The following is a 23,400-nucleotide window of genomic DNA, read 5'->3' as shown; positions in this document are numbered from 1 at the left end:
AGGCGGGCACCGGGGCGGACGTTCATTTCGCGAAGCGCCGAGCGAAGCCGGGCGCGAAGCCGAGTAGGCGGCCGGGTACGAGACCGCGGGGGCCGGCAGGGCGGTCACGGACGCCGTGAACGGCCCCTGACCGCGGCCGGCCCCCCTCGATGGGGCCGGGGTCCTCCGCTCAGTCCTCCGGCCCGGAAGCCGTCGCCTTGGAAGCGGCCGTCTTCTTCGTGGCCGTCTTCTTGGCGGTCGTCTTCTTCGCGGTGGCCGTCGTCTTCTTGGCGGCCGTCTTCTTGGCGGCGGTCTTCTTCGCCGGGGCGGTCTTCTTGGCCGCCGCCTTCTTCGCGGTCTTCTTGGCCGGGGCCTTCGCGCGCTTCTCGGCGAGCAGCTCGAAACCACGCTCAGGAGTGATCGTCTCGACGCTGTCGCCGGAACGCAGGGTCGCGTTCGTCTCGCCGTCGGTGACGTACGGGCCGAAGCGGCCGTCCTTGACGACGACCGGCTTGCCGGAGACCGGGTCGTCGCCCAGTTCCTTCAGCGGCGGCTTGGCGGCGGCCCGGCCCCGCTGCTTGGGCTGGGCGTAGATCGCCTGGGCCTCTTCCAGCGTGATCGTGAAGAGCTGCTCCTCGGACTGGAGCGAACGCGAGTCCGTGCCCTTCTTCAGGTACGGGCCGTAGCGGCCGTTCTGCGCGGTGATCTCCACGCCGTCGGCGTCCGTGCCGACGACCCGCGGCAGCGACATCAGCTGCAGCGCGTCCTCGAGCGTCACCGTGTCGAGCGACATGGACTTGAACAGCGACGCCGTCCGCGGCTTGACCGCGTTCTTGCCCGTCTTCGGGGTGCCCTCGGGCAGGATCTCCGTGACGTACGGGCCGTAGCGGCCGGCCTTGGCGACGATCTGGTGGCCCGTCTCCGGGTCGGTGCCCAGCTCGAAGTCGCCGCTCGGCTTGGCCAGCAGTTCCTCGGCCAGCTCGACGGTCAGCTCGTCCGGGGCCAGGTCGTCCGGGATGTCGGCGCGCTGGTGCTCCTCGGTGTCCTTCTCGCCGCGCTCGATGTACGGGCCGTAGCGGCCGACGCGGAGCACGATGCCGTTGCCCACCGGGAACGAGGAGACCTCGCGGGCGTCGATCGCGCCCAGGTCGGTCACCAGCTCCTTGAGGCCGCCGAGGTGGTCCCCGTCGCCGTTGCCCGCCTCGGCCGCGCTGCCGACGCCGTCCCGGCCCTCACCGAAGTAGAAGCGCTTCAGCCACGGCACGGCCTTCGCCTCACCGGCGGCGATCCGGTCGAGGTCGTCCTCCATCTTGGCGGTGAAGTCGTAGTCGACCAGCCGCCCGAAGTGCTTCTCCAGGAGGTTGACCACGGCGAAGGACAGGAAGGACGGCACCAGGGCCGTGCCCTTCTTGAACACATAGCCGCGGTCCAGGATCGTGCCGATGATCGACGCGTAGGTCGACGGGCGGCCGATCTCGCGCTCTTCCAGCTCCTTGACGAGGCTGGCCTCGGTGTACCGGGCCGGGGGCTTGGTCGCGTGGCCGTCGACCGTGATGTCCTCGGCGGACAGCGCGTCGCCCTCGGCGACCTGCGGCAGCCGGCGCTCGCGGTCGTCCAGCTCGGCGTTCGGGTCGTCGGCGCCCTCGACGTAGGCCTTCAGGAAGCCGTGGAAGGTGATCGTCTTGCCGGACGCGCTGAACTCGACGTCCCGGCCGTCGGCGGACGTGCCACCGATCTTCACCGTGACGCTGTTCCCGGTCGCGTCCTTCATCTGGGAGGCGACGGTCCGCTTCCAGATCAGTTCGTACAGCTTGAACTGGTCGCCGGTCAGGCCGGTCTCCGCGGGCGTGCGGAAACGATCACCCGAGGGGCGGATGGCCTCGTGGGCCTCCTGCGCGTTCTTGACCTTGGCGGCGTACGTGCGCGGCTGCGGCGGCAGGTAGTCGGCGCCGTACAGCTGCGTGACCTGGGCGCGGGCCGCGGAGATCGCGGTGTCGCTCAGCGTCGTGGAGTCCGTACGCATGTACGTGATGTAGCCGTTCTCGTACAGCTTCTGCGCGATCTGCATCGTCGCCTTGGCGCCGAAGCCGAGCTTGCGGCTGGCCTCCTGCTGGAGTGTCGTCGTACGGAACGGGGCGTACGGCGAGCGGCGGTACGGCTTGGACTCGACGGACCGGACGGAGAAGCGGGTGTTCTCCAGGGCGGCGGCGAGGCCGCGGGCGGTCGCCTCGTCGAGGTGGAGGGTGCCGGCGCTCTTGAGCCGGCCCACGGAGTCGAAGTCGCGGCCCTGCGCGACCCGCCTGCCGTCGACGCTCTGGAGGCGGGCGACCAGCGACGACGGGTCCGACGTGTCTCCCGCGCGGCCGGTGGCGAAGGTGCCCGTCAGGTCCCAGTACTCGGCGGAACGGAAGGCGATGCGCTCGCGTTCCCGCTCCACGACGAGTCGCGTGGCGACGGACTGCACGCGGCCGGCCGACAGCCGGGGCATGACCTTCTTCCACAGGACCGGCGAGACCTCGTAGCCGTAGAGGCGGTCGAGGATGCGGCGGGTCTCCTGGGCGTCGACCAGCTTCTGGTTGAGCTGGCGCGGGTTGGCGACGGCCGCGCGGATCGCGTCCTTGGTGATCTCGTGGAACACCATCCGCTTGACGGGGATCTTCGGCTTCAGGACCTCCTGGAGGTGCCAGGCGATCGCCTCGCCCTCCCGGTCCTCATCGGTGGCGAGGAACAGCTCGTCGGAGTCCTTCAGCAGGTCCTTGAGCTTCTTGACCTGGGCCTTCTTGTCGGCGTTGACGACATAGATCGGCTGGAAGTCGTGTTCCACGTCCACACCGAGGCGACGGACCTCGCCGGTGTACTTCTCGGGTACCTCCGCGGCACCGTTGGGAAGGTCGCGGATGTGCCCGACGCTCGCCTCGACGATGTAACCGGGGCCGAGGTAACCCTTGATCGTCTTCGCCTTGGCAGGCGACTCGACGATGACGAGTCGGCGACCGCCGTGTGCGGTCTCGCTGGTCGGGGACAACTTCGCTCTTCTCTCCGGTCGACGCTGGGGCCTCCCCAGGCCTTGGTCCCGGGGTTCGCGGCGTACTGCTGGCTCGTGTGACGCTGCGGAGTGTGACGCTACATCCCGCCCCCGTGTCAAACGGGAAAAGCCCACAACGGCCACTCGAACGGTAACCCGACTACCGGCATTCCTGCCGCCCGGACTGCCCGGCCGCCCGCGCGGCCCTGTCCGGAGCGTAACGTTCCCCTTACCCGCCGAAGCGGTCCCGCACGGGCTCAGAGCCGGGTCAGGCAGTACCCGCCGAGGGTCAGGGCGGCGGTCGCGGCCACGCCCGCGAAGGCGGTGGATGCGACCCGGCTCACACCGAGGGCCACCGGTTCGCGGCGTCGCAGCCGCCTCCCGGTCCAGGCCAGTAGACCGGCTCCGAACAGGGCGAACACCGCTCCCGCGAAGATCGCCGGCCCGCTTTCCATCGCCCGCCCCCCTCTTGACTGCCACCGGCTGCGCCCGGCGCGGGGAGCGTGGCACGCACGGGAGACGGGCGGGCGACATCGGGGTGAACGGAAGGCCGACATCAAATCGCACATACAAGCGAACGAGAAGGTCCGGGCTCGTCGGCCATATTTTTCCGGCCGTTTTCCGGAGACCAACCCGGCAGCGAGGCCCCGGAGCCCTCTCCGGCCCCGCGCTCCCGGTGTACGGCAGGGGCGCGCGGCCGGGCCGGACGACGATCCGGCCGCGCCCCGCGACGGCACGGGCACCCGGGAGCCGGGAGTCGGGAGTCGGGAGTCGGGAGCCCCTGCCAGCTCGCTCAGCCCGCCGGCTCCAGGAAGCCCTGTTCCACCAGCAGCCGGATCTGGGCGGGGGTGCGGTCGCGGAGCAGCACCGCGTCCTCGCCGACGAGCTGGGCGATGGCGTCCAGGATGCGGCCCGCGCTCAGCGTGCCGTCGCACACGCCCGCGAACCCGGCGCCGACCGTGTCCACCTTCGTCGCCCGACGCATCCCCCGGTGCTGGCGCAGCACCACGTGCTCGGGATCCTCGGCGCCGGGCAGCCCGACCTGCTCCTGGACCACTTCGGGGGCGAGCCTGAAGTGGCTGTCCAGCAGTGCCGCGTCGTCGTGGCCCCGGAGGTAGTCGAGCCGGTCGAAGTGCGCCCGGATCGTCTCGCCGAGCGGCTGCTCGACCGGGTGCGGCCACTCCTCCACGGTGACGACGGGCTCGGCGGAGCCGGTCTTGCGCAGGGTGATCCAGCCGAAGCCGACCGCCCTGGCCTTGCGCGCCTCGAACTCGTCGAGCCAGGCGTCGTAGCGCGCCTGGTACTCCGTCGGGTCACCGTGGTGGTCGCCGGCGTCCCGCAGCCACAGCTCGGCGTACTGTGTGACGTCCTGCACCTCGCGCTGCACGATCCAGGCGTCGCACCCGCGCGGCACCCAGGACCTGAGCCTGTCCTGCCAGTCCTCCCCCGCCACGTGCTGCCAGTTCGCGAGGAACTGCGCGAACCCGCCCTCGTTCAGCCGTTCCCCCGCCTGCTGGACGAGCGAGCGGCACAGATCGTCCCCGCCCATGCCGCCGTCCCGGTACGTCAGCCGGGCCCCCGGGGAGATCACGAACGGCGGGTTGGAGACGATCAGGTCGAAGCTCTCGTCGTCCCGGACCGGCTCGAAGAGCGAGCCCTCGCGCAGATCGGCGGCGGGCGCCCCGGACAGCGCCAGCGTGAGCGCCGTGATGTGCAGCGCACGCGGGTTGAGGTCGGTCGCCGTCACGCGCGTGGCGTGCCGGGCGGCGTGCAGCGCCTGGATGCCGGAGCCGGTGCCGAGGTCCAGGGCGGAGGCGACGGGGGTGCGCACGGTGATGCCGGCGAGGGTCGTGGAGGCGCCGCCGACGCCGAGGACGACGCCCTCCTCGCGCTGTCCGATGCCGCCGGCCCCGCCGACCGCGCAGCCCAGGTCGGAGACGATGAACCAGTCCTCGCCGCCGGGACCGCCGTAGGGCCGCACGTCCACGGTCGCGGCCACCGCGTCGCCGCCCACGCGCCGCAGCCAGCCGGCCTCCAGTGCCTCCTGGACCGGCAGCACGGCCGTCACGCGCGCGTGCGGCACCGGCTGCTGGAGCAGGAACAGCCGTACGAGCGTCTCCAGCGGCGTGTCGCCGCGGGTCGCCCGCAGGGCGGGCACGGTCTCGCTGCGGGCCAGTGCCGCGTACGCGGCGGCGCCGAGCAGGTCGAGCAACCCGTCGGCGGTGAAGGAGGCGGCCAGCAGCGCGTCCCTCAGGCGCGCGGCGGTGTCGGGCCGGTCGACGGCGGGCAGGGAAGCGGGTCCGGTGTCAGTCACGCCCCCATTGTGGCCCGCGGCGGCCCGCCGGGGCGGACCCCGCGCGGGCCGTTCGCCGACGTCAGCCGGTCGTCACCGAGGCCGTGGAACGCGCCGTCGCGGACGCGGCGACCTTGCAGCTGGGCTGCTCGGCCATGGCCTCCTTGACCTCGCCCTGCTCCAGCCGCTTCAGCGCCTCGGTGCCGTCGTCGCCCTGCTTGCCGACCTCCTTGGTCTGGCCGGCGACCTCCTTGAGGCCCTTGGCGAACTTGCCCTGGTCCTTGGTGTCGAGACCCTCGACCGTCTTCTTCAGGCCGGTGTACGACGTGGAGAGGCCGGCGAGGTTGCCGGCCGCGTCCTTCTGGAGCTTGGCGCCGCCGTCGATCCCGGGGGGCGCCCCGGCGCTGTTCAGGGCGTCCGCGAGGGCCTTGTAGCCGTCGGCCAGGTTCTGGAAGGCCTCGACGTACGTCTTCTGGGCGTCCTTCGGCGGAAGGTTGCCGTCCGTGGCGATGGACGCGATCGAGGCGTTGGCCGACTTGATCCTGGCGCTCTGCGCGGGCACGGCGTCGCAGACCGTCTTGGCCCAGGACACCAGCTTGGGGTCGGGCCCCTTGTCACCGCCGCCGCCGCATCCCGTCACCGCCACCGCCAGTACCGCACCGCCGGACAGTGCGGCCGCGAGCTTCTTGTTCACCGGATTGGTCCCTTCCATGGCTCTCGGCCCCCGGAATCTACACGGCGGACGGCCGCACCCCCGCCACCGGACGAGTGATCAGTCGGATTTTGTGACCTTTTGCCCCTTGGGAGAGAAGGCTCACGACGTGGCCGAGCGCACACGAGGAGGCGGGCGGGCGGCGCGTCGGCACGCGCCCCCGCCCGCCTGTGGACCGGGCCTTGCCGGTCCGGGCTAGGAAACCACCGCCGCGTCGGGCGAGTTGGTCACCCGTTCGGCGTTCTCGTCGTCCCCGACGGCGATGCCGCGCCGCTTGGAGATGTACACGGAGACGATGATCACCAGGAGCGCGAGGACCGCGATGCCGATCCGCACGCCGAGGTTCTTGTCGTCGCCGTAGGAGAACCTGATCACCGCCGGCGCGATGAGCAGCGACACCAGGTTCATGACCTTCAGCAGCGGGTTGATCGCGGGTCCGGCGGTGTCCTTGAAGGGATCGCCGACCGTGTCCCCGATCACCGTGGCCGCGTGTGCCTCGCTGCCCTTGCCGCCGTGGTGGCCGTCCTCCACCAGCTTCTTGGCGTTGTCCCAAGCGCCGCCGGAGTTGGCCAGGAAGACCGCCATCAGCGTGCCCGCGCCGATGGCACCGGCGAGGAAGGAGCCGAGCGCGCCGACGCCGAGCGTGAACCCGATGAAGATCGGCGCCATGACGGCGAGCAGGCCGGGCGTGGCCAGCTCGCGCAGGGCGTCCTTGGTGCAGATGTCGACGACCTTGCCGTACTCGGGCTTCTCGGTGAAGTCCATGATCCCGGGCTTCTCGCGGAACTGCCGCCGCACCTCGAAGACCACCGAGCCGGCCGAGCGGGAGACGGCGTTGATGGCCAGTCCGGAGAAGAGGAAGACGACCGCGGCACCCGCGATGAGGCCGACCAGGTTGTTGGGCTGCGAGATGTCCAGGGACAGGCCGAGCGGCGCGCCGGGCCCGGTCAGCTTGGCGCCGACGTCCCGCACGTTGGTGGTGATCGCGTCACGGTACGACCCGAACAGCGCCGACGCGGCGAGGACGGCGGTGGCGATGGCGATGCCCTTGGTGATGGCCTTGGTGGTGTTGCCGACCGCGTCCAGGTTGGTGAGCACCTGCGCGCCCGCGCCCTCGACGTCGCCGGACATCTCGGCGATGCCCTGCGCGTTGTCGGAGACCGGCCCGAAGGTGTCCATGGCGACGATCACGCCGACCGTGGTGAGCAGGCCGGTGCCGGCCAGGGCCACGGCGAACAGCGCCAGCATGATCGACGTGCCGCCGAGCAGGAACGCCCCGTACACGCCGAGCCCGATGAGCAGGGCGGTGTACACGGCCGACTCCAGGCCGACCGAGATGCCGGACAGGACGACGGTGGCCGGTCCGGTCAGGGAGGTCTTGCCGATGTCCCGCACCGGACGGCGGTTGGTCTCGGTGAAGTAGCCGGTCAGCTGCTGGATGACGGCGGCGAGCAGGATGCCGATGGCGACCGCGACCAGCGCGAGGATGCGCGGGTCGCCGTCCTTGCCCTTGATCGCCGCGTCGGTGACGCCGTCGAGGCCGGCGTAGCTTCCCGGCAGGTAGACGAAGACGGCCACCGCGACCAGCGCGAGCGAGATCACCGCGGAGATGAAGAAGCCGCGGTTGATCGCGGTCATGCCGCTGCGGTCGGCGCGGCGCGGGGCGACCGCGAAGATGCCGATCATCGCCGTGATCACGCCGATGGCGGGCACCAGCAGCGGGAAGGCCAGTCCGAAGTCGCCGAAGGCGGTCTTGCCGAGGATCAGCGCGGCCACCAGGGTCACGGCGTACGACTCGAAGAGGTCGGCCGCCATGCCCGCGCAGTCGCCGACGTTGTCGCCCACGTTGTCGGCGATGGTCGCGGCATTGCGCGGGTCGTCCTCCGGAATGCCCTGCTCGACCTTGCCGACCAGGTCGGCGCCGACGTCGGCGGCCTTGGTGAAGATGCCGCCGCCCACGCGCATGAACATCGCGATCAGGGCGGCGCCGAGGCCGAAGCCCTCCAGCACCTTCGGCGCGTCGGCGGCGTACACCAGCACCACACAGGAGGCGCCCAGCAGGCCGAGCCCCACCGTGAACATGCCGACGACGCCGCCCGTGCGGAATGCGATCTTCATCGCGGTGTGCGAGACGGTGGTGAGATCCTTTCGGGGTTCGCCTTCCGCCGGAGTGGCCTCCCGGGCCGCCGCGGCGACCCGTACGTTGCTGCGCACGGCGAGCCACATGCCGATATAGCCGGTGGCCGCCGAGAACGCCGCGCCGATCAGGAAGAACACCGAGCGGCCGGCCCGCTGATTCCAGTCGTCCGCGGGCAGCAGCATGAGCAGGAAGAACACGACGACGGCGAATAGGCCGAGCGTGCGCAACTGCCGGGCCAGATACGCCTTGGCACCTTCCTGGACCGCCTCGGCGATCCGTTTCATGCCGTCGGTGCCCTCGCCCGCCGCGAGCACCTGCCGGACCAGGATCCCCGCGACCACCAGGGCGGCGAGGGCGACCGCCGCGATAACGGCCACGATGATCCGATTGTCGTCGGTCAGAACCACGGCTGCGAGAGAAGTGGGATGACCCAGATGAGGGGTAGAAAGCCCCGCCATTCGTCCTCCTTGACGCTTGGGCTGAGCTCAAGATGTGGACGGATTGTAGGGACCGCCGAGTGATCTAAACAGGGGACGGTAATCGGATTCGGCCTGCTCATGCTCTTCAGCAAATGATCGAGAGAACAGCATGGAACCCGAAAGAAGTAATGCCCTCAGGGCATTGACGGGCGCACGGGCGCTTGATCGAATTATCGGGCTATTGATCGTGAATATCTTCACGAATTCCGGGACGTCCCGGAAAACACGACGAGGGCCCTGCTGAGCGGGGCCCTCGGGAGTGCGGCTGTGCCGTCGGTCAGACGACCGTCGTGGCCGGCGGTGTGGTCGGCCAGGTCATGCGGATCAGTCCGCCGTTCGTTCCGGTGGTGACCTCCACGTCGTCGACGAGGCCGCTGATGACCGCGAGGCCCATCTCGTCCTCCTCGGCGTCCGTGTCGCCCTCCTGCGCCGAGCCGGGCGTGTCGCCGCCCGCGACGGCGTGCGGCGCCTCGTCGCCGACCTCGATGGAGAACTGTTTCTCCTCTTCGATCAGCGCCACCTTCACCGGTGCCGTGACACCGCTGCCTCGGTGCAGTCCGACCGCGCGGGAACACGCCTCGCCCACGGCGAGACGCACTTCGTCCAGAACGGCCTCGTCCACTCCCGCCCGGCGCGCCACCGCCGCCGCCACCAGGCGGGCGGTCCGGACGTGCTCGGGCAGCGCGCTGAAGCGGAGTTCGACGGTGGCCATGCATCCCCCTCGCGACTACGGGCGTGCGGTCGGGGACGGGGCCGCCGCCGGGCGACCGCACCCCCCTGGTGTCCTTGTGTACCCCCGGGCCGCCTCGTGCGCAGCGTCTGGTCCGCGTCATCCGCGTCCGCGGCGGCTTGGCGCGTCCGCATCGTCCGCGTCGGCCCAGGACGGGACCGGCCGACGACCGGACCCCGGTAGGGGCCCGGCGCCGGCGACCGGTCCGGAATCGGCCGGCGGCCGATCAGTCGGTGGCCTGCACCGCTTCCTCGACCGTGGTGTGGATCGGGAACACCTTGGTGAGGCCGGTGATGCGGAAGATCTTGAGAATGCGCTCCTGGTTGCAGACCAGGCGCAGCGAGCCCTCGTGGGCTCGCACCCGCTTCAGGCCACCGACCAGCACGCCGAGTCCGGTGGAGTCGAGGAAGTCCACGCCCTCCATGTCGACGACGAGGTGGAAATTCCCGTCGTTCACCAGCTCGACCAGCTGCTCGCGCAGCTTGGGCGCGGTATACACGTCGATTTCGCCACCGACTCGGACGACCGTACGATCGCCGACGGTCTCGGTCGACAGGGACAGGTCCACGGATCCTCCAGCACCTTGCTATCGAGCGGTTGTCCCTCGGGCACCCAGACTGCGGCCCCCGGGACGCTTCGCCAGCCGCGATGGCATTCAATCACTTACCGGCAGGCGTGCACGACGCCTTGACTCCATTGTCCGTCACACCAGTGACACACTCGGTGCCGATGGCCAAGAATCACCGATCCGATCGAACCCCGGCGGGCCCGGCGTCCCGTCCGGCTCCGGGCGCGGTCCTGGACCGGCTCGCCTCCGGGCCGAGCCGGGCTGCGCGCATCACTCATACGGAGCACTTGCCCCCGCGTGCGGGCCGCCATGCCGTCTGGCCTGACCGGATTCGCTCCGAGGTGATCGCGGCCGTCCAGGAGTGCGGCATCGAACACCCCTGGGCACACCAGGCACTCGCCGCCGAGCACGCCCTGGACGGCGACTCGGTGGTCGTCGCCACCGGCACCGCCTCCGGCAAGTCCCTCGCCTACCTCATGCCCGTCCTGTCCACCCTTCTGGACGGCGCCGAGGCCCCGAACGGCCGTGGCACCACCGCCCTGTACCTGGCGCCCACCAAGGCGCTCGCCGCGGACCAGTGCCGGTCGGTGAAGGAACTTTCACAATCTCTCGGCACTTCGGTGCGCCCGGCCGTGTACGACGGCGACACCCCGGTCGAGGAACGGGAGTGGATCCGCCAGTACGCCAACTACGTGCTCACCAACCCGGACATGCTGCACCGCGGGATACTTCCCTCCCACCCGCGCTGGTCCTCCTTCCTGAAATCCCTCCGGTACGTCGTCATCGACGAGTGCCACACCTACCGCGGCGTGTTCGGCTCGCACGTCGCCCAGGTGCTGCGCCGGCTGCGCCGCCTGTGCGCCCGCTACGGCTCCTCCCCCGTGTTCCTGCTGGCCTCCGCGACCGCCGCCGAGCCCGCGGCCTCCGCCCGCCGGCTGACCGGCCTGCCGGTGGTCGAGGTCGCCGACGACGCCTCCCCGCGCGGGGAGCTGGTCTTCGCCCTCTGGGAACCCCCGCTCACCGAGCTGCGGGGCGAGAGGGGCGCCCCCGTACGGCGTACCGCCACCGCCGAGACCGCCGATCTGCTGACCGACCTGACCGTGCAGGGCGTGCGCTCGGTCGCTTTCGTGCGCTCCCGGCGCGGCGCCGAGCTGATCTCGGTCATCGCGCAGGAAAGACTCGGTGAGGTGGACCGCTCCCTGGTCCGGCGTGTCGCGGCCTACCGCGGCGGCTACCTCCCCGAGGAGCGCCGCGCCCTGGAACGCGCCCTGCACTCCGGCGAGCTGCTCGGCCTCGCCGCGACGACGGCCCTGGAGCTGGGCGTGGACGTCTCCGGACTGGACGCGGTGGTGATCGCCGGCTATCCGGGCACCCGCGCGTCCCTGTGGCAGCAGGCGGGCCGGGCGGGCCGTTCCGGCCAGGGCGCGCTGGCGGTCCTCGTCGCCCGCGACGACCCGCTGGACACCTTCCTCGTCCACCATCCCGAGGCCCTGTTCGACCAGCCGGTGGAATCGACGGTCCTCGACCCCGACAACCCCTACGTCCTCGCCCCGCACCTGTGCGCCGCCGCGGCGGAGCTGCCGCTGACCGAGGAGGACCTGGGCCTGTTCGGCCCCGCCTGCGCGGACGTGCTGCCGCAGCTGGAGGCCGCGAAGCTGCTGCGCCGCCGCACCCGGGCCTGGCACTGGACCCGCCGGGAGCGGGCCGCCGACCTCACCGACATCCGCGGCGCCGGGGGCCGCCCGGTGCAGATCGTGGAGTCCGGCACGGGGCGGCTGCTCGGCACGGTCGACGCGGCCGCCGCGCACTCCACGGTCCACGAGGGCGCCGTCCACCTGCACCAGGGCCGCACGTACCTGGTGCGCTCCCTGGACCTGGAGGACTCGGTCGCCCTGGTCGAGCGGGCCGACCCGCCGTACTCGACCGTCGCCCGCGACACCACGTCGATCTCCGTCCTGGAGACGGACACCGAGATCCCGTGGGGCGCCGGCCGCCTGTGCTACGGCTCGGTGGAGGTCACCAACCAGGTGGTCTCCTACCTCCGCCGTCGCCTCATCACCGGCGAGGTGCTGGGCGAGACGAAACTCGACCTCCCTCCGCGTACCCTGCGCACCCGCGCGGTGTGGTGGACGGTCACCGAGGACCAGCTGGACGAGGCCCGGATCAACCCGGAGATCCTCGGCGGCTCCCTGCACGCCGCCGAGCACGCCTCCATCGGCATGCTGCCCCTCTTCGCGACCTGCGACCGCTGGGACATCGGCGGGGTCTCGATCCCCCTGCACCCGGACACCCTCCTCCCCACGGTCTTCGTCTACGACGGCCACCCCGGCGGCGCGGGCTTCGCCGAGCGTGCCTTCCATACCGCCCGCGCCTGGCTCTCGGCCACCCGCGAGGCCATCGCCTCCTGCGAGTGCGAGGCCGGCTGCCCGTCCTGCATCCAGTCGCCCAAGTGCGGCAACGGCAACGATCCCCTGCACAAGCGGGGCGCCGTACGGCTTCTCACGGTGCTGCTGCGGGGCGCGGCGGACGAGCCGACGCCGGAACCGGAGGGGGCCGAGGGGGCGAAGGGGGCCGAGGCGCCAGAAGGGCTGAGGGTGTCGGAGGGGGCAGAGGGGTCGGAGGCCGGTTAGGGGCCGCGTGGAGCCGACGGGCCCGGTCCGGCAGAGGCTCCCGGTCCGCGAGGCAGGCCCGGTTCAGCGCGCGAGTCCGGCCCGACAAGCAAGCCCGGTTCAGCGCGCGGGCCCGGTCCGGCACGCAGGTCCGGCTCGGGAGCCGGGCCCGGGTCGGCCGGCGGTCCGGGTCCGTCCCCGCCCGGAAGCGGTCCGGGCGGCACCGATCCCGGTGGCCCCGCTCTCGCCCTGACCTCCGCCGTGAACGGCCCTCTACCCGCGGCCGCCGTCACGTCCGAGGTGTCGCCCACGATCGCGCACCGCACCAGCCGTACCCCCTGGGCGGCCGCCAGCCGCTCCGCGCGGGCGCAGGCCGCCGCGCCGCCCTCGGCCCAGTGGTCCGCCGCCGCGAGCGCCGCCAGGTCCGCGCCGCCCGCCGCCCGGTGCCGCACGACGACGGCCTGACCGAGCAGCAGCACGGCTCCGAAGACCGCGCACAGCACGGCGATCACCCCGAGGCTCCATACGGTGGCCGACCCCCGGTCGGACCGCCACCGCCGCCCCACGCCCACGCGCGCACCGTCCGAGGCCGCCGCGCAGGGCCGCCGGCCGGGCGACCGCGCCCCCTGGGGTGCCCCTCGCTCCGCTCCCGCCCAAGCCCACCGGCCCGGGAACCCAGCTCCGTGCCCCAGCGTCCCGGCGCCGCCCCGCCGTCCCGTCCACCACCGGTTCCGGCCTCGGGCCGACGCTCCCTCACCATGCCTGCGGCCGGCGGGCCACCGGCCTGTCCAGCCCTGCCCGCGTCCCGGCGCCCTCGCCTCCTCCCGTTCGCCCTCGGCAGTCCGCCGCCACGGCCCGTGCCCCCGCCTCACTGCCCCGCCTCCCCTCTGCCCACGGTGTCCTCCGCGAGCGCCACCGCCTCCGCGTGTACGTCGAAGGGCAGTCCGCTCAGCAGCCGGGGCCGGGCCACCACCGTGACCCGGATCCGGTCGCCCTCGCGCGCGACGGTCACCCGTGCTCCCCGCGGAGCCGTCTCCCGGGTCACGCTCACCACCGCGTCGGGCGGGTCCTGGCGGGCGGCGGCCCGGGCGCCCGCGCGGGCCGCGTCCACACACTCGATCCGCGCCGCCACCATGAGCAGCGACCAGACCAGCGCCATCGTGAACGCCACCAGCACGGGCAGCGCCATGGCCGTCTCCACGGTCACGAACCCCCGGTCCCCGCCCCGCTCCCCGCCCTCCTCACATCCGCGCACTGAGGGCCTTCTTCACGATGGCCTGGAGCTCCGCCTGGACCTGGCCACTGGTGACGACCTGGTAGAGCAGCACCGCGAACCCGACGGCCGCGATGATCCCCATGGCGTACTCGGACGTCACCATTCCGGTGTCCTGACGGCACGCCCCACGCAACCGAGCCGCCACTTTCCTGATCTTTCCGAACATCTCTACTCCCGTAAGGTTCTGGTCTGTTTCGTTCTCCGTGCTTGCCTGACCGTTTCCTGCTCGTCCGTGCTTGCCGCCTCTTCCTCACCCCCCTCCCGTGACCCCGCCCGCCAGGCCGATCACGACCGGCACCACCCCGACCGCGACGAACGCGGGCAGGAAGCACAGCCCGACCGGCGCGGAGATCAGTACGGCCGCCCGGCGTGCCCGGGCCGTCGCCGTACGGGCCCACTCCGCGCGGGCGTCCGAGGCGAGACGGGCGACCGGGTCCGCCGCGGGGAGCCCGGACTCGTCGGCCCGCTCCAGCAATCGCGCCAGCGCACCGGCGCCGGGCAGCAGGGCGAGGTCCCGCCAGGCGTCCGCCGGTGCCCCGCCGAGCCGGACCTCCGCCGCGCCGCGCGCCAGCGCCTGCCCCACCGGCCCGCCGAGGGCCTCGCCCACGGCCTGGGCGGCGATCACCGGGCCGGCACCGGCGGCGATGCAGGCGGCCAGCAGGTCGGCGGCCAGCGGGAGTTCCCGCGCGGCCCCGGCGGCGTCGACCGCCTCGGGCCGGCCGGCCGCCGTCTGCCGGCCCCGCCACCGCCAGAGCGCGACGCCGGCTCCCAGCCCCAGCGCGGCCCCGACGACCCCGCCGACCAGCGCCCACGCCCCGCACGCCGCGCCGGCCGGCGGCAGCCACCGCCGTACCCCGGGCGGCAGCGTGAAAGACCCTCTGCCCGTGGGATCCTGGGTCACTTCGCGCCCCAGCACCCCGGCCACCCTGCGCCGCACCTGACGCCGCCGACGCGCCAGCTCCAGCCGCCGCGCGCCCCAGCCGAGAACCAGCACCACGACCCCGGCCATCCCCAGCCTGTGGACGAACTCCCCGCTCACCCGACCCACCCCTCTCGCCTCCCGCACATCCCGGACCGCCCTTCCTCGCCCGCCTCGCGGGCCAGCCGCTTTCCCCGGTCCCTCCCGCGCCCGTCACGGACCAGCCGCTTTCCCCCGGTCCGTCCCGCCCGCCTCACACCGCCTCCGCCCCGCGCACGATCCGCCTCGCCCACCACATCCCGGCCGCCTCGAACACGGCCCCCGCGATCAGGCAGCCGAGGCCGGCCCCGGTGTGCAGGAGGATGCGTAGCGGGTCCGCGCCCATGGCGGCGCCTAGCAGCAGTCCGAGGGCGGGCAGCGCGGCGAGCAGCACCGCGGTGGCCCGGGCACCCGCCAGCTGGGCGCGCAGGTCGGCCCGGCCGTCCCGCTCGGCACGCAGGGCGCCGTCCAGCCGGTCCAGGCCGTCGGCGAGGCCGGCTCCCTGGTCCACGGCCACCCGCCAGCACGCGCCGAGCCCGAGCAGACCCTCGGCGCCGGGCTGCCGCGCCGCCACGGCGAGCGCACCCGGCACGTCACCGCCGAACCGCGCCGCGGCCACCACGGCGGCCCGGGCGTCACCGAGCCCGCCGGAGTCCCGCGCGGCCCGCAGCAGCGCCGCCCCCGGTTGCCGGCCCGCCCGTACCTCACCGGCGAGCACCCCGCACAGGGTGATCACCGCGTCGGCCCGCCGCTCCCGGCTCTCCCGGGCCCGCCGGGCCAGCCGCACCCGGCGCAGCACCGGCACCCCGGCCACCCCCGCGACGACCGGAATCACCGAGGCGCCCCACAGGGCGATCGCCAGCCCGGCGCCGAGCGCCGCCCACTCGGCTCCCCACCGGCCGCGCCACCTCCGCGGGTCCGCGAGGGCCTGCCAGGCCAGCGGTCCGGTCGCCACCACGCCGCCGCCGGCCAGCAGCAGCCGGGCCCGCCGGACGCCGTAGCGCCGTCCGCCCGGCAGCCAGGCCAACGCGCCCAGACAGAGCGCCACGGCCCCCGTCGACATCACACCGATCACTTCCGTCCCCTCTCACCCATCACTCCGGCCACCCGTCCCGCTCGCGGCTCACACCCGCCCCGGATCCCGTCTCTCCCGGGTCACATCCGCCCCGCATGCCGTCCACCCCGCATCGCATCCCTGCCGGGTCACGTCCGCCGGACCTCGCCCACCGGCCCTCACCCGGCCCTCACCCCGCGTCACCCCGGACCCCCAACGGCCCCAGCAGCTCCCGCAACCGCTCCCACCCCCGCTCCCGGACGAACGCCTGCTCGCCCCGGCGCAGGGCCGGTACCGTCCGCACCAGCCCGGTGGGGTCCCGCTCCAGGACGTGGATCTCCTCGATCCGGCGCCGCCCGGACCGGTCCCGTGCGAGGTGCACCACCACCGAGAGGGCCGCCGCCAGCTGGCTGTGCAGCGCGTTCCGGTCCAGTCCCGCGGCCGTGGCCAGTGCCTCCAGCCGGGCCGGTACGTCGGCGGCGGCGTTGGCATGGACCGTGCAGCAGCCGCTGTGGCCGGTGTTGAGGGCGGCGAGCAGATGGACGACCTCGGCTCCCCGCACCTCGCCGACGACCAGCCGGTCGGGCCGCATGCGCAGCGCCTGCCGTACGAGGTCCTCCAGGGTGACCAGGCCGGCGCCCTCCTGGTTGGCGGGCCGGGTCTCCAGCCGGACCACGTGCGGGTGGTCCGGCCTCAGCTCGGCGGAGTCCTCGGCGAGCACGATCCGCTCACCCGGTCCGGCCAGCCCCAGCAGCGCGCTGAGCAGGGTGGTCTTGCCGGAGCCGGTGCCGCCGCTGACGAGGAACGAAAGCCGGGCCTCGATCAGCGCCTCCAGGATCCGGTCGCCGCCGGGCGGCACCGTGCGCGCCGCGACGAGTTCGCCGACGGTGAAGGCCCGGGGCCGTACCACCCGCAGGGCGAGGCAGGTGCAGCCGACGGCGACCGGGGGCAGCACCGCGTGCAGCCGGGTGCCGTCGGGCAGCCGGGCGTCCGCCCAGGGCCGGGCGTCGTCCAGCCGGCGTCCGGCCACGGCGGCCAGCCGCTGCGCGAGGCGTCGTACGGCCGCCGCGTCCGGGAAGGTGACCGCGGTCAGCTCCAGGCCGCCGCCCCGGTCCACCCACACCCGGTCGGGGGCGGAGACCAGGACGTCGGTGACGTCGGGGTCGGCGAGCAACGGTTCCAGCGGGCCGGTGCCGACGAGTTCGGACCGCAGGCGTTCGGCGGTGCCGAGGACTTCCGCGTCGCCGAGCACCCGGCCCTGTTCGCGCAGCGCCTGGGCCACGCGCGCGGGGGTGGGCTCGGCGCCGCTCTCGGCGAGCCAGCGGCGGACGCCGTCGAGCAGGGCCGCGCCGTCGGCCCGGTCGAGTCCGGGCAGGGTCATCGGATGCCCCCCGTCTCGACCAGCGCGCGCTCCCAGAAGTCGGTGCAGAAGCGGGCGAGCGGGCCGCGCCCGGTGGCGCCGGGGGCCTTGGCGCTCCCCCTCGGGCGAAGCAGCGCGGGTTCCACCGGAAGCCGGCCGGCCAGGGGCAGGCCGAGCAGCCGGGCCACCTCCTGGTCGTCCAGGCCGGGTGCGCGGGGCCCGCGGACCGCCACCCGCAGATCGCGCACGACCATGCCGACGGCGGAGGCGACCCGGCCGGCCGCGGCGACCGCCCGCAGTTCGGCCGGGACGACGAGGAGCACCAGGTCGAGCTGGGCGAGGGCCTCGGCCACTCCGTCGTCGAGACGGCGGGGCAGGTCGACCACGACCGTGCCGCCGCGCCGCCGGCCGGCGGCCAGCACCGCGCGCACCGCGGGCGGGGGCACGGCGACGCAGTCCCCGCGGTCCCAGCTGAGCACGCGCAGGGAGTGCAGTTCGGGCAGCGACTCCTCCAGGGCACCGCCGCCGACCCGGCCGCGGGAGGCGGCGAAGGCGGGCCAGCGCAGCCCTTCGGCGCCCTCGCCGCCGAGGAGCACGTCGAGTCCGCCGCCGAGCGGATCGGCGTCCACCAGGAGGGTGCGCAGGCCCTCCCGCGCGGAGGTGACGGCGAGCGCGCACGCGAGGGTGGACGCCCCGGCGCCGCCGCGGCCGCCGATCACCCCGACGGTGAGGGCCGGGCGGCCGGTGCCCTCGGCGACGTCGGCGATGCGGTCCACCAGCCAGGCCTCGCCGTCGGGAAGCATCAGGACGTGGTCGGCGCCGATCAGGACGGCCCGTTTCCATACATCGGGGTCGTCCTGGTCGCGGCCGACCAGCACCACGCCGGGCCGGCGCGCGGCACCGCCCAGCCGGCGGGCGGCGTCGTCGCCGACGAGCACGAGCGGGGCCGCCGCCCAGCCGTCGCCGGATTCCGGTACGCCGTGGTGGACCTCGGGGGTGGCGCCCGCGGCCGCGCACAGGCGCAGCAGATCGTCCAGCAGGACGGCGTCCTCGGTGACGATGAGCGGCCGCCCGGGCCGGTCCGCGGGGCCGGGCGGCGGGTCGTGGATGACGGTTCCGGTCACGGGTGTTCCCCCTTCGCTGCGTGGGCCGCGCGGCGCCAAGGCCACGCGATTCCCAAAGGTGTGGAGAACCGGCGAGCGGCCTCCCTATGAACGGCCGTCGGAAACCGGCCGTACGCGCCGCGGGCAATCGGAACCGGCCATGAACTCGCCGCGGCCGCGCTGCGCTGGAATCACGGTGGCGTCATCCGCGAAATAATGTGGATCTTGGTGGAAAACTGTGGACAACCCCGGCCCTGTGAATAACTTCGTCACCCATACCGGTGAGCCCCGCACCGGTCTCCGCACGACTTCCGCAGAGCAGCCTGACGATTACCCTGGGTAACGAATCATGGGCATGCTGAAGGCGCGGCGACGACGGCGTGACGCCGGCCGTACGACCGCGTGAAGAACGAGGGGGAGGGAGAAAACCCGTCCGGACATGCGACGACCCCCGCCGGGGGGGAGAGCGGGGGTCGTCCCCACGGCCGACTCGGGGGGGGAGGAGTCGGGCCGGGTTAGCACGGTCGCGAACGATCCGTGACTTCCATGGTGTACCCGAGAGGCCTCTCAGGCAAACCCACGCGCCCCACCTTACGCCGAATGGTGGGCCCCTATGCTCAGGGGTGTGGAAAACCACTCCTCGCCCCGCGCGGCGGCCTTCTTTGACCTGGACAAGACGGTCATTGCGAAGTCGAGCACGCTCACCTTCAGCAAGTCCTTCTACCAAGGCGGGCTGATCAACCGCAGGGCCGCCCTTCGTACCGCATATGCCCAGTTCGTCTTCCTGGCCGGCGGTCTGGACCACGACCAGATGGAGCGCATGCGCGAGTATCTGTCCGCGTTGTGCCGCGGCTGGAACGTCCGGCAGGTGCGGGACATCGTGGCCGAGACCCTGCACGACCTGATCGACCCGATCATCTACGACGAGGCCGCCTCCCTGATCGAGGAGCACCACGCGGCCGGCCGGGACGTGGTGATCGTGTCCACCTCGGGCGCGGAGGTGGTCGAGCCGATCGGCGAACTGCTGGGGGCGGACCGGGTGGTCGCCACCCGCATGGTGGTGGGCGAGGACGGCTGCTTCACCGGAGAGGTCGAGTACTACGCCTACGGCCCGACCAAGGCCGAGGCCATCCGGGACCTGGCCGCGTCCGAGGGCTACGACCTCGACCGCTGCTACGCCTACAGCGACTCGGCGACCGATCTGCCGATGCTCCGGACCGTCGGGCACCCGCACGCGGTGAACCCGGACCGCGCGCTGCGCCGCGAGGCCCTCGCGCGGGGATGGCCGGTGCTGGAGTTCCGCCGCCCGGTGCCGCTCAAGAAGCGGCTGCCGGCGTTCTCCGTGCCGCCCCGCCCGGCGCTGGTCGCGGCGGCGGCCCTGGGCGCGGCGGCGGCGACCGCCGGGCTCGTCTGGTACGCCAGCCGGCGCCGCGGCATCGCCTGACCCGCGCCCGCTCCACAGCGCCCGTTTCGCCCTGTTTGAAGCTGAAAGTAAAGAAGTGCGGGCAAGGGTTCCACTTCATCCGGACGCGCGGTACAAAGAACGTAGGCCCGCGAGACCAAAGGACATCCGCGAGGATCTCCTGTCACTACGCACTTGGCCCCACGGACCCCGCATGAACACAGGGCACCCACGCGACGTCGACCCGTCGAATACGGGCCAGCCGCACCAGGTGACGGGCAAAGCACCCCGGCCTGATGGGCGACACATCGAGGACGCCTGGTAACCCGGCGATCATGCCAGCGGCGGTACGAGAACTCGTACCGCCGCATTCCTTCGCCCGGCCGCCGGGAAGTCCCGCTCAGGCCGCGCCGCGCTGGAGCGCCTCGCACACCGCCGTCGACTCGCGCACGCCCAGCTCGACCGCCCGCCCGCAGTGGGCGATCCAGGCGGCCATGCCCTCCGGGGTGCCGGAGACATAGCCGTCCAGGGCGGCGAGGTAGGCGGCGCGGCCCAGTTCGGCGTAGCCGACCTCGGCCGGGCAGATCGCCTTCGGGTCCAGGCCGCTGCCGATCAGCACGATCCGCTCGGCCGCGCGCGCGACCAGGCCGTTGTACGACGCGAAGGGACGCAGCGCGATCAGTTCGCCGTGCACCACGGCGGCCGTCACCAGCGCGGGGGCCGAGGTGCCGGCGATGATCAGGTCCGCCAGCCCCTCCAGCCGGCCGGAGACCTCCCCGGCGTCCGGCAGCGGCAGTCCGATCAGCGGCTCGTCGACCGGCTCGCCGGTCCGGCGCGGCCTGCCGACCTCGTCGGCGTCGCTCGCCGCGGCCACCAGGTGCAGCCGGGCCAGCACCCGCAGCGGCGACTGGCGCCAGATGGACAGCAGCTGTCCCGCCTCGGCGGTGAGCCGCAGGGCCGCGCCCATGACCCGGGCCTCCGCGTCCACGCCGAAGTCGGAGCGGCGCCGCACCTCCTCCAGGGCCCAGTCCGCCCCGGACAGCGCCGCCGAGCCGCGGGCACCGCGCAGGGCCGCCTCGGAGGTGACCTCGTTGCTGCGGCGCCGCATGACCCGGTGCCCGTAGACCCGGTCCACGGCCTTGCGCACGGACTCCACGGATTCGGCCACACCGGGCAGCGAGCCCAGGGCCGCGAGCGGATCGGCGGTCGCGCCTGTCGTACTCATGAGTACGACAGTACGCACCCGGGCGGCCCACCCCACGAAGGAGTGGTCTTCTTCACTTCACATGACACGTACAGCTATCGTCCGGCTACCCTTGGTGAACATGAAAATTGCTTTCGTCGGGAAGGGCGGGAGCGGCAAGACGACGCTCTCCTCCCTCTTCATCCGTCATCTCACCGCCGCCGGCGCCCCGGTGGTCGCCATCGACGCGGACATCAACCAGCACCTCGGTCCCGCACTCGGCCTCGGCGAAGAGGAGGCGGCGGCGCTGCCCGCCATGGGCGAGCGGCTCCCGCTGATCAAGGATTATCTGCGCGGCACCAACCCGCGCATCGCCTCGTCCGCGACGATGATCAAGACCACCCCGCCCGGCGAGGGCTCGCGGCTGGTCCGGGTGCGGGAGCCCAACCCCGTCTACGACGCCTGCGCGCGTCCGGTGGAACTCGACGGCGGCGCCGTCCGCCTGATGGTCACCGGCCCCTTCACGGACGCCGACCTGGGGGTCGCCTGCTACCACTCCAAGACCGGCGCGGTGGAGCTGTACCTGAACCACCTCGTCGACGGCCCGGACGAGTACGTCGTGGTCGACATGACGGCCGGCTCGGACTCCTTCGCGTCCGGCATGTTCACCCGCTTCGACATGACGTTCCTCGTCGCCGAACCGACCCGGAAGGGGATCTCCGTCTACCGCCAGTACAAGGAGTACGCCCGGGACTTCGGCGTCGCCCTGAAGGTCGTCGGCAACAAGATCCACGAACCGGACGACATCGACTTCCTGCGCGCGGAGGTCGGGGACGACCTGCTCGTGACGGTCGGCCGCTCGGACTGGGTGCGCGCCATGGAGAAGGGCCGCCCGCCCCGGTTCGACCGCCTGGAGGAGGCCAACGCCCGCGCCCTGGAGACGCTCAGGGCCGCCGTGGACGCCACCTACGAGCGGCGCGACTGGGAGCGCTACACCCGCCAGATGGTGCACTTCCACCTGAAGAACGCCGAGGCCTGGGGGAACGAGCGCACCGGGGCCGACCTGGCGGCGCAGGTCGACCCCGGCTTCGTGCTCGGCGAGAGTGTGGCGGCGCCCGTCTGACGCCTACCGCTGTTCCGCCGGCGCCCCGGGCACGCCCCTGGGCGCCGGGGCCGGGCTGCCGGACAGGAAGGACGCCCAGCCCTGCCGGGGCACCTCGCCGACCTCCAGGGAGCGCAGCCGCGCCAGGGCCCGCGGGTCCTGGGCGTCCAGCCAGTCGGCCAGTTGCCGGAAGGAGACGCAGCGCACCTCGGGCTTGCCGCACACCTCCTTCACCACCTCTTCCACGGCGCGCATGTAGGTGCCGCCGTTCCAGGACTCGAAGTGGTTGCCGATGACCAGGGGCGCGCGGTTGCCGTCGTAGGCGCGGTAGAAGCCCTTGAGGAGGCCGTCGCGCATCTGGTCGCCCCAGTAGTCGAACTTGTCGGGGTCGCCCTGGGTCTGGGTGCCGGACTGGCTGGCCATGAAGTTGTAGTCCATGGTCAGCTGCTCATAGGTGTGGCCGGGGAAGGGCACCAGTTGCATCGACAGGTCCCACAGGCCCTCCTTCTTCTTGGGCCAGACCTGGTCGTTGACTCCGCTGGAGTCGTAGCGGAAGCCGAGGTCGCGGGCGGCCTTGACGAAGTTTTTCCGCCCTTCCAGGCAGGGGGTGCGGGCGCCGATCAGCTCCTTGTCGTAGTCGAAGGGCAGCGGGTCCGCCTGGTGCATGCCGGTGTTGCTCCGCCAGGACTTCACGAACTCCTTGGCCTGGGCGATCTCGCTCTTCCACTCGGCCACCGACCAGGTGCCCACCCCGCCGTCGGGCCCGCAGAAGTGGCCGTTGAAGTGGGTGCCGATCTCGTTGCCCTCCAGCCAGGCCAGCCGCAGTTGCTCCAGGGTGTCGGTGATGCCCCGCTGGTCGTTGAACCCGATGTCGGAGCGGCCCGGATCGTGCTGCGGCGGCTTGTAGAGGTCGCGCTTCTCCTCGGGCAGCATGTACACGCCGCTGAGGAAGTACGTCATGGTCGCGTTGTTCGCCTTGGCGACCTGGCGGAAGTGCGAGAACAGCTTCTGGCTGTCCTCACCCGCGCCGTCCCAGGAGAACACGACGAACTGCGGGGGCTTCTGACCGGGACTCAGCCGCTCCGGCACGGGCAGTCGCGGCTGGGCCCCGGTGTACGCGGTGGATCCGTCGCCGATCGGCCGGAACACGCTGCCCGGTGCCGGCGCCCCCTGCTCCGGGCCGGGCGCCCCCGGCTTGACGGCGGACGAGTCTCCCGCGCAACCGGCGAGCGACGCGGCGCAGACCGCGGCGGCCATGGCGCCGACGGCGATCCTCTGGGTGGCGGCCATGTTCCGCCCACCTTCTTCCTTCTCTCAGGCACACGCTGGCTGGGGCGTTTCTGGTGATGTGCCGGGCTTGTCCTGGCAGCGCGGCCAAGGTCGCACGGGCCCGAGAAGGAATTAGTACGACAAGCCGACGAAATGAT

At 72.9% G+C, this 23,400-nt stretch carries 18 protein-coding genes and 1 pseudogene; 3 read left to right on the top strand and 16 right to left on the bottom strand.

Going from position 1 to position 23,400, the window contains the following annotated elements; genetic code table 11:
- Positions 1-169 precede the first annotated feature (169 nt).
- From topA to bldG, 7 genes are all read right to left on the bottom strand, one after another.
- Positions 170-3,004 carry a type I DNA topoisomerase gene (topA, locus tag ACZ4W9_RS16245; protein ID WP_467936069.1) on the bottom strand — a complete coding sequence of 945 codons (2,835 nt, stop codon included), beginning with the start codon at positions 3,002-3,004 and terminating at the stop codon, positions 170-172.
- Between the two features lie 257 nt (positions 3,005-3,261).
- The gene (locus ACZ4W9_RS16240; RefSeq protein WP_467936067.1) at positions 3,262-3,459 is read right to left on the bottom strand and encodes a hypothetical protein; all 198 of its coding nucleotides are present in this window, start codon (positions 3,457-3,459) and stop codon (positions 3,262-3,264) included.
- Positions 3,460-3,797: 338 nt separating this feature from the next.
- Positions 3,798-5,318 carry a DUF7059 domain-containing protein gene (locus ACZ4W9_RS16235; RefSeq protein WP_467936065.1) on the bottom strand — a complete coding sequence of 507 codons (1,521 nt, stop codon included), beginning with the start codon at positions 5,316-5,318 and terminating at the stop codon, positions 3,798-3,800.
- 61 nt (positions 5,319-5,379) lie between these two features.
- Positions 5,380-5,991 carry a small secreted protein gene (locus ACZ4W9_RS16230; RefSeq protein ID WP_467936063.1) on the bottom strand — a complete coding sequence of 204 codons (612 nt, stop codon included), beginning with the start codon at positions 5,989-5,991 and terminating at the stop codon, positions 5,380-5,382.
- 213 nt (positions 5,992-6,204) lie between these two features.
- Entirely contained in the window at positions 6,205-8,607 is a 2,403-nt protein-coding gene (locus tag ACZ4W9_RS16225; protein WP_467936061.1) for a sodium-translocating pyrophosphatase, read from the bottom strand.
- Between the two features lie 298 nt (positions 8,608-8,905).
- On the bottom strand, positions 8,906-9,340 hold the full coding sequence (locus tag ACZ4W9_RS16220; RefSeq protein WP_467936059.1) for an ATP-binding protein: 435 nt from the start codon (positions 9,338-9,340) through the stop codon (positions 8,906-8,908).
- 244 nt (positions 9,341-9,584) lie between these two features.
- A complete protein-coding gene (gene bldG / locus ACZ4W9_RS16215) occupies positions 9,585-9,926 on the bottom strand; it encodes an anti-sigma factor antagonist BldG (protein ID WP_358690894.1) in 342 nt (113 codons plus the stop codon).
- Between the two features lie 80 nt (positions 9,927-10,006).
- Here bldG and ACZ4W9_RS16210 point away from each other — a divergent pair, with 80 nt between their 5' ends.
- Positions 10,007-12,556 carry a DEAD/DEAH box helicase gene (locus tag ACZ4W9_RS16210; protein WP_467936057.1) on the top strand — a complete coding sequence of 850 codons (2,550 nt, stop codon included), beginning with the start codon at positions 10,007-10,009 and terminating at the stop codon, positions 12,554-12,556.
- Positions 12,557-12,744: 188 nt separating this feature from the next.
- Here ACZ4W9_RS16210 and ACZ4W9_RS16205 read toward each other — a convergent pair.
- The 7 genes and pseudogenes from ACZ4W9_RS16205 to ssd all read right to left on the bottom strand — a co-directional run.
- Positions 12,745-13,107: pseudogene (locus ACZ4W9_RS16205) on the bottom strand (Rv3654c family TadE-like protein); the annotation flags it as partial.
- A 296-nt stretch (positions 13,108-13,403) separates the two neighbouring features.
- Positions 13,404-13,742, bottom strand: coding sequence for a TadE family type IV pilus minor pilin (locus tag ACZ4W9_RS16200; protein WP_467936216.1), 339 nt, complete (start codon positions 13,740-13,742; stop codon positions 13,404-13,406).
- Positions 13,743-13,776: 34 nt separating this feature from the next.
- Positions 13,777-13,977 (bottom strand): DUF4244 domain-containing protein, encoded by a 201-nt coding sequence (locus ACZ4W9_RS16195; protein ID WP_467936055.1) that lies wholly within the window; start codon positions 13,975-13,977, stop codon positions 13,777-13,779.
- A gap of 84 nt (positions 13,978-14,061) precedes the next feature.
- Positions 14,062-14,850: a type II secretion system F family protein gene (locus ACZ4W9_RS16190; RefSeq protein WP_467936053.1), complete on the bottom strand. Its 789-nt coding sequence runs from the start codon at positions 14,848-14,850 to the stop codon at positions 14,062-14,064.
- A gap of 133 nt (positions 14,851-14,983) precedes the next feature.
- A complete protein-coding gene (locus ACZ4W9_RS16185; protein ID WP_467936214.1) occupies positions 14,984-15,832 on the bottom strand; it encodes a type II secretion system F family protein in 849 nt (282 codons plus the stop codon).
- A 181-nt stretch (positions 15,833-16,013) separates the two neighbouring features.
- The gene (locus ACZ4W9_RS16180) at positions 16,014-17,204 is read right to left on the bottom strand and encodes a TadA family conjugal transfer-associated ATPase (RefSeq protein WP_467936051.1); all 1,191 of its coding nucleotides are present in this window, start codon (positions 17,202-17,204) and stop codon (positions 16,014-16,016) included.
- Positions 17,201-18,307, bottom strand: a complete 1,107-nt coding sequence (gene ssd / locus ACZ4W9_RS16175; protein ID WP_467936049.1) for a septum site-determining protein Ssd — start codon at positions 18,305-18,307, stop codon at positions 17,201-17,203. Before ssd ends, ACZ4W9_RS16180 begins: the two co-directional genes overlap by 4 nt.
- 592 nt (positions 18,308-18,899) lie before the next feature.
- Here ssd and ACZ4W9_RS16170 point away from each other — a divergent pair.
- A complete protein-coding gene (locus tag ACZ4W9_RS16170; RefSeq protein WP_467936047.1) occupies positions 18,900-19,730 on the top strand; it encodes an HAD family hydrolase in 831 nt (276 codons plus the stop codon).
- A gap of 358 nt (positions 19,731-20,088) precedes the next feature.
- Here the strand turns inward: ACZ4W9_RS16170 and ACZ4W9_RS16165 are convergent, their stop codons facing one another.
- Positions 20,089-20,913 (bottom strand): Fic family protein, encoded by an 825-nt coding sequence (locus tag ACZ4W9_RS16165; protein WP_467936045.1) that lies wholly within the window; start codon positions 20,911-20,913, stop codon positions 20,089-20,091.
- Positions 20,914-21,013: 100 nt separating this feature from the next.
- Here ACZ4W9_RS16165 and ACZ4W9_RS16160 point away from each other — a divergent pair, with 100 nt between their 5' ends.
- Positions 21,014-21,994 (top strand): ATP-binding protein, encoded by a 981-nt coding sequence (locus ACZ4W9_RS16160; RefSeq protein ID WP_467936043.1) that lies wholly within the window; start codon positions 21,014-21,016, stop codon positions 21,992-21,994.
- Between the two features lie 3 nt (positions 21,995-21,997).
- Here the strand turns inward: ACZ4W9_RS16160 and ACZ4W9_RS16155 are convergent, their stop codons facing one another.
- The gene (locus ACZ4W9_RS16155) at positions 21,998-23,263 is read right to left on the bottom strand and encodes a polysaccharide deacetylase family protein (protein ID WP_467936041.1); all 1,266 of its coding nucleotides are present in this window, start codon (positions 23,261-23,263) and stop codon (positions 21,998-22,000) included.
- Between the last annotated feature and the right edge of the window lie 137 nt (positions 23,264-23,400).

This window comes from Streptomyces sp. NPDC029296 (assembly GCF_055569255.1).
The sequence above is the reverse complement of the archived record's forward strand: the minus strand, read 5'-3'. Positions and strand labels throughout refer to the sequence as shown.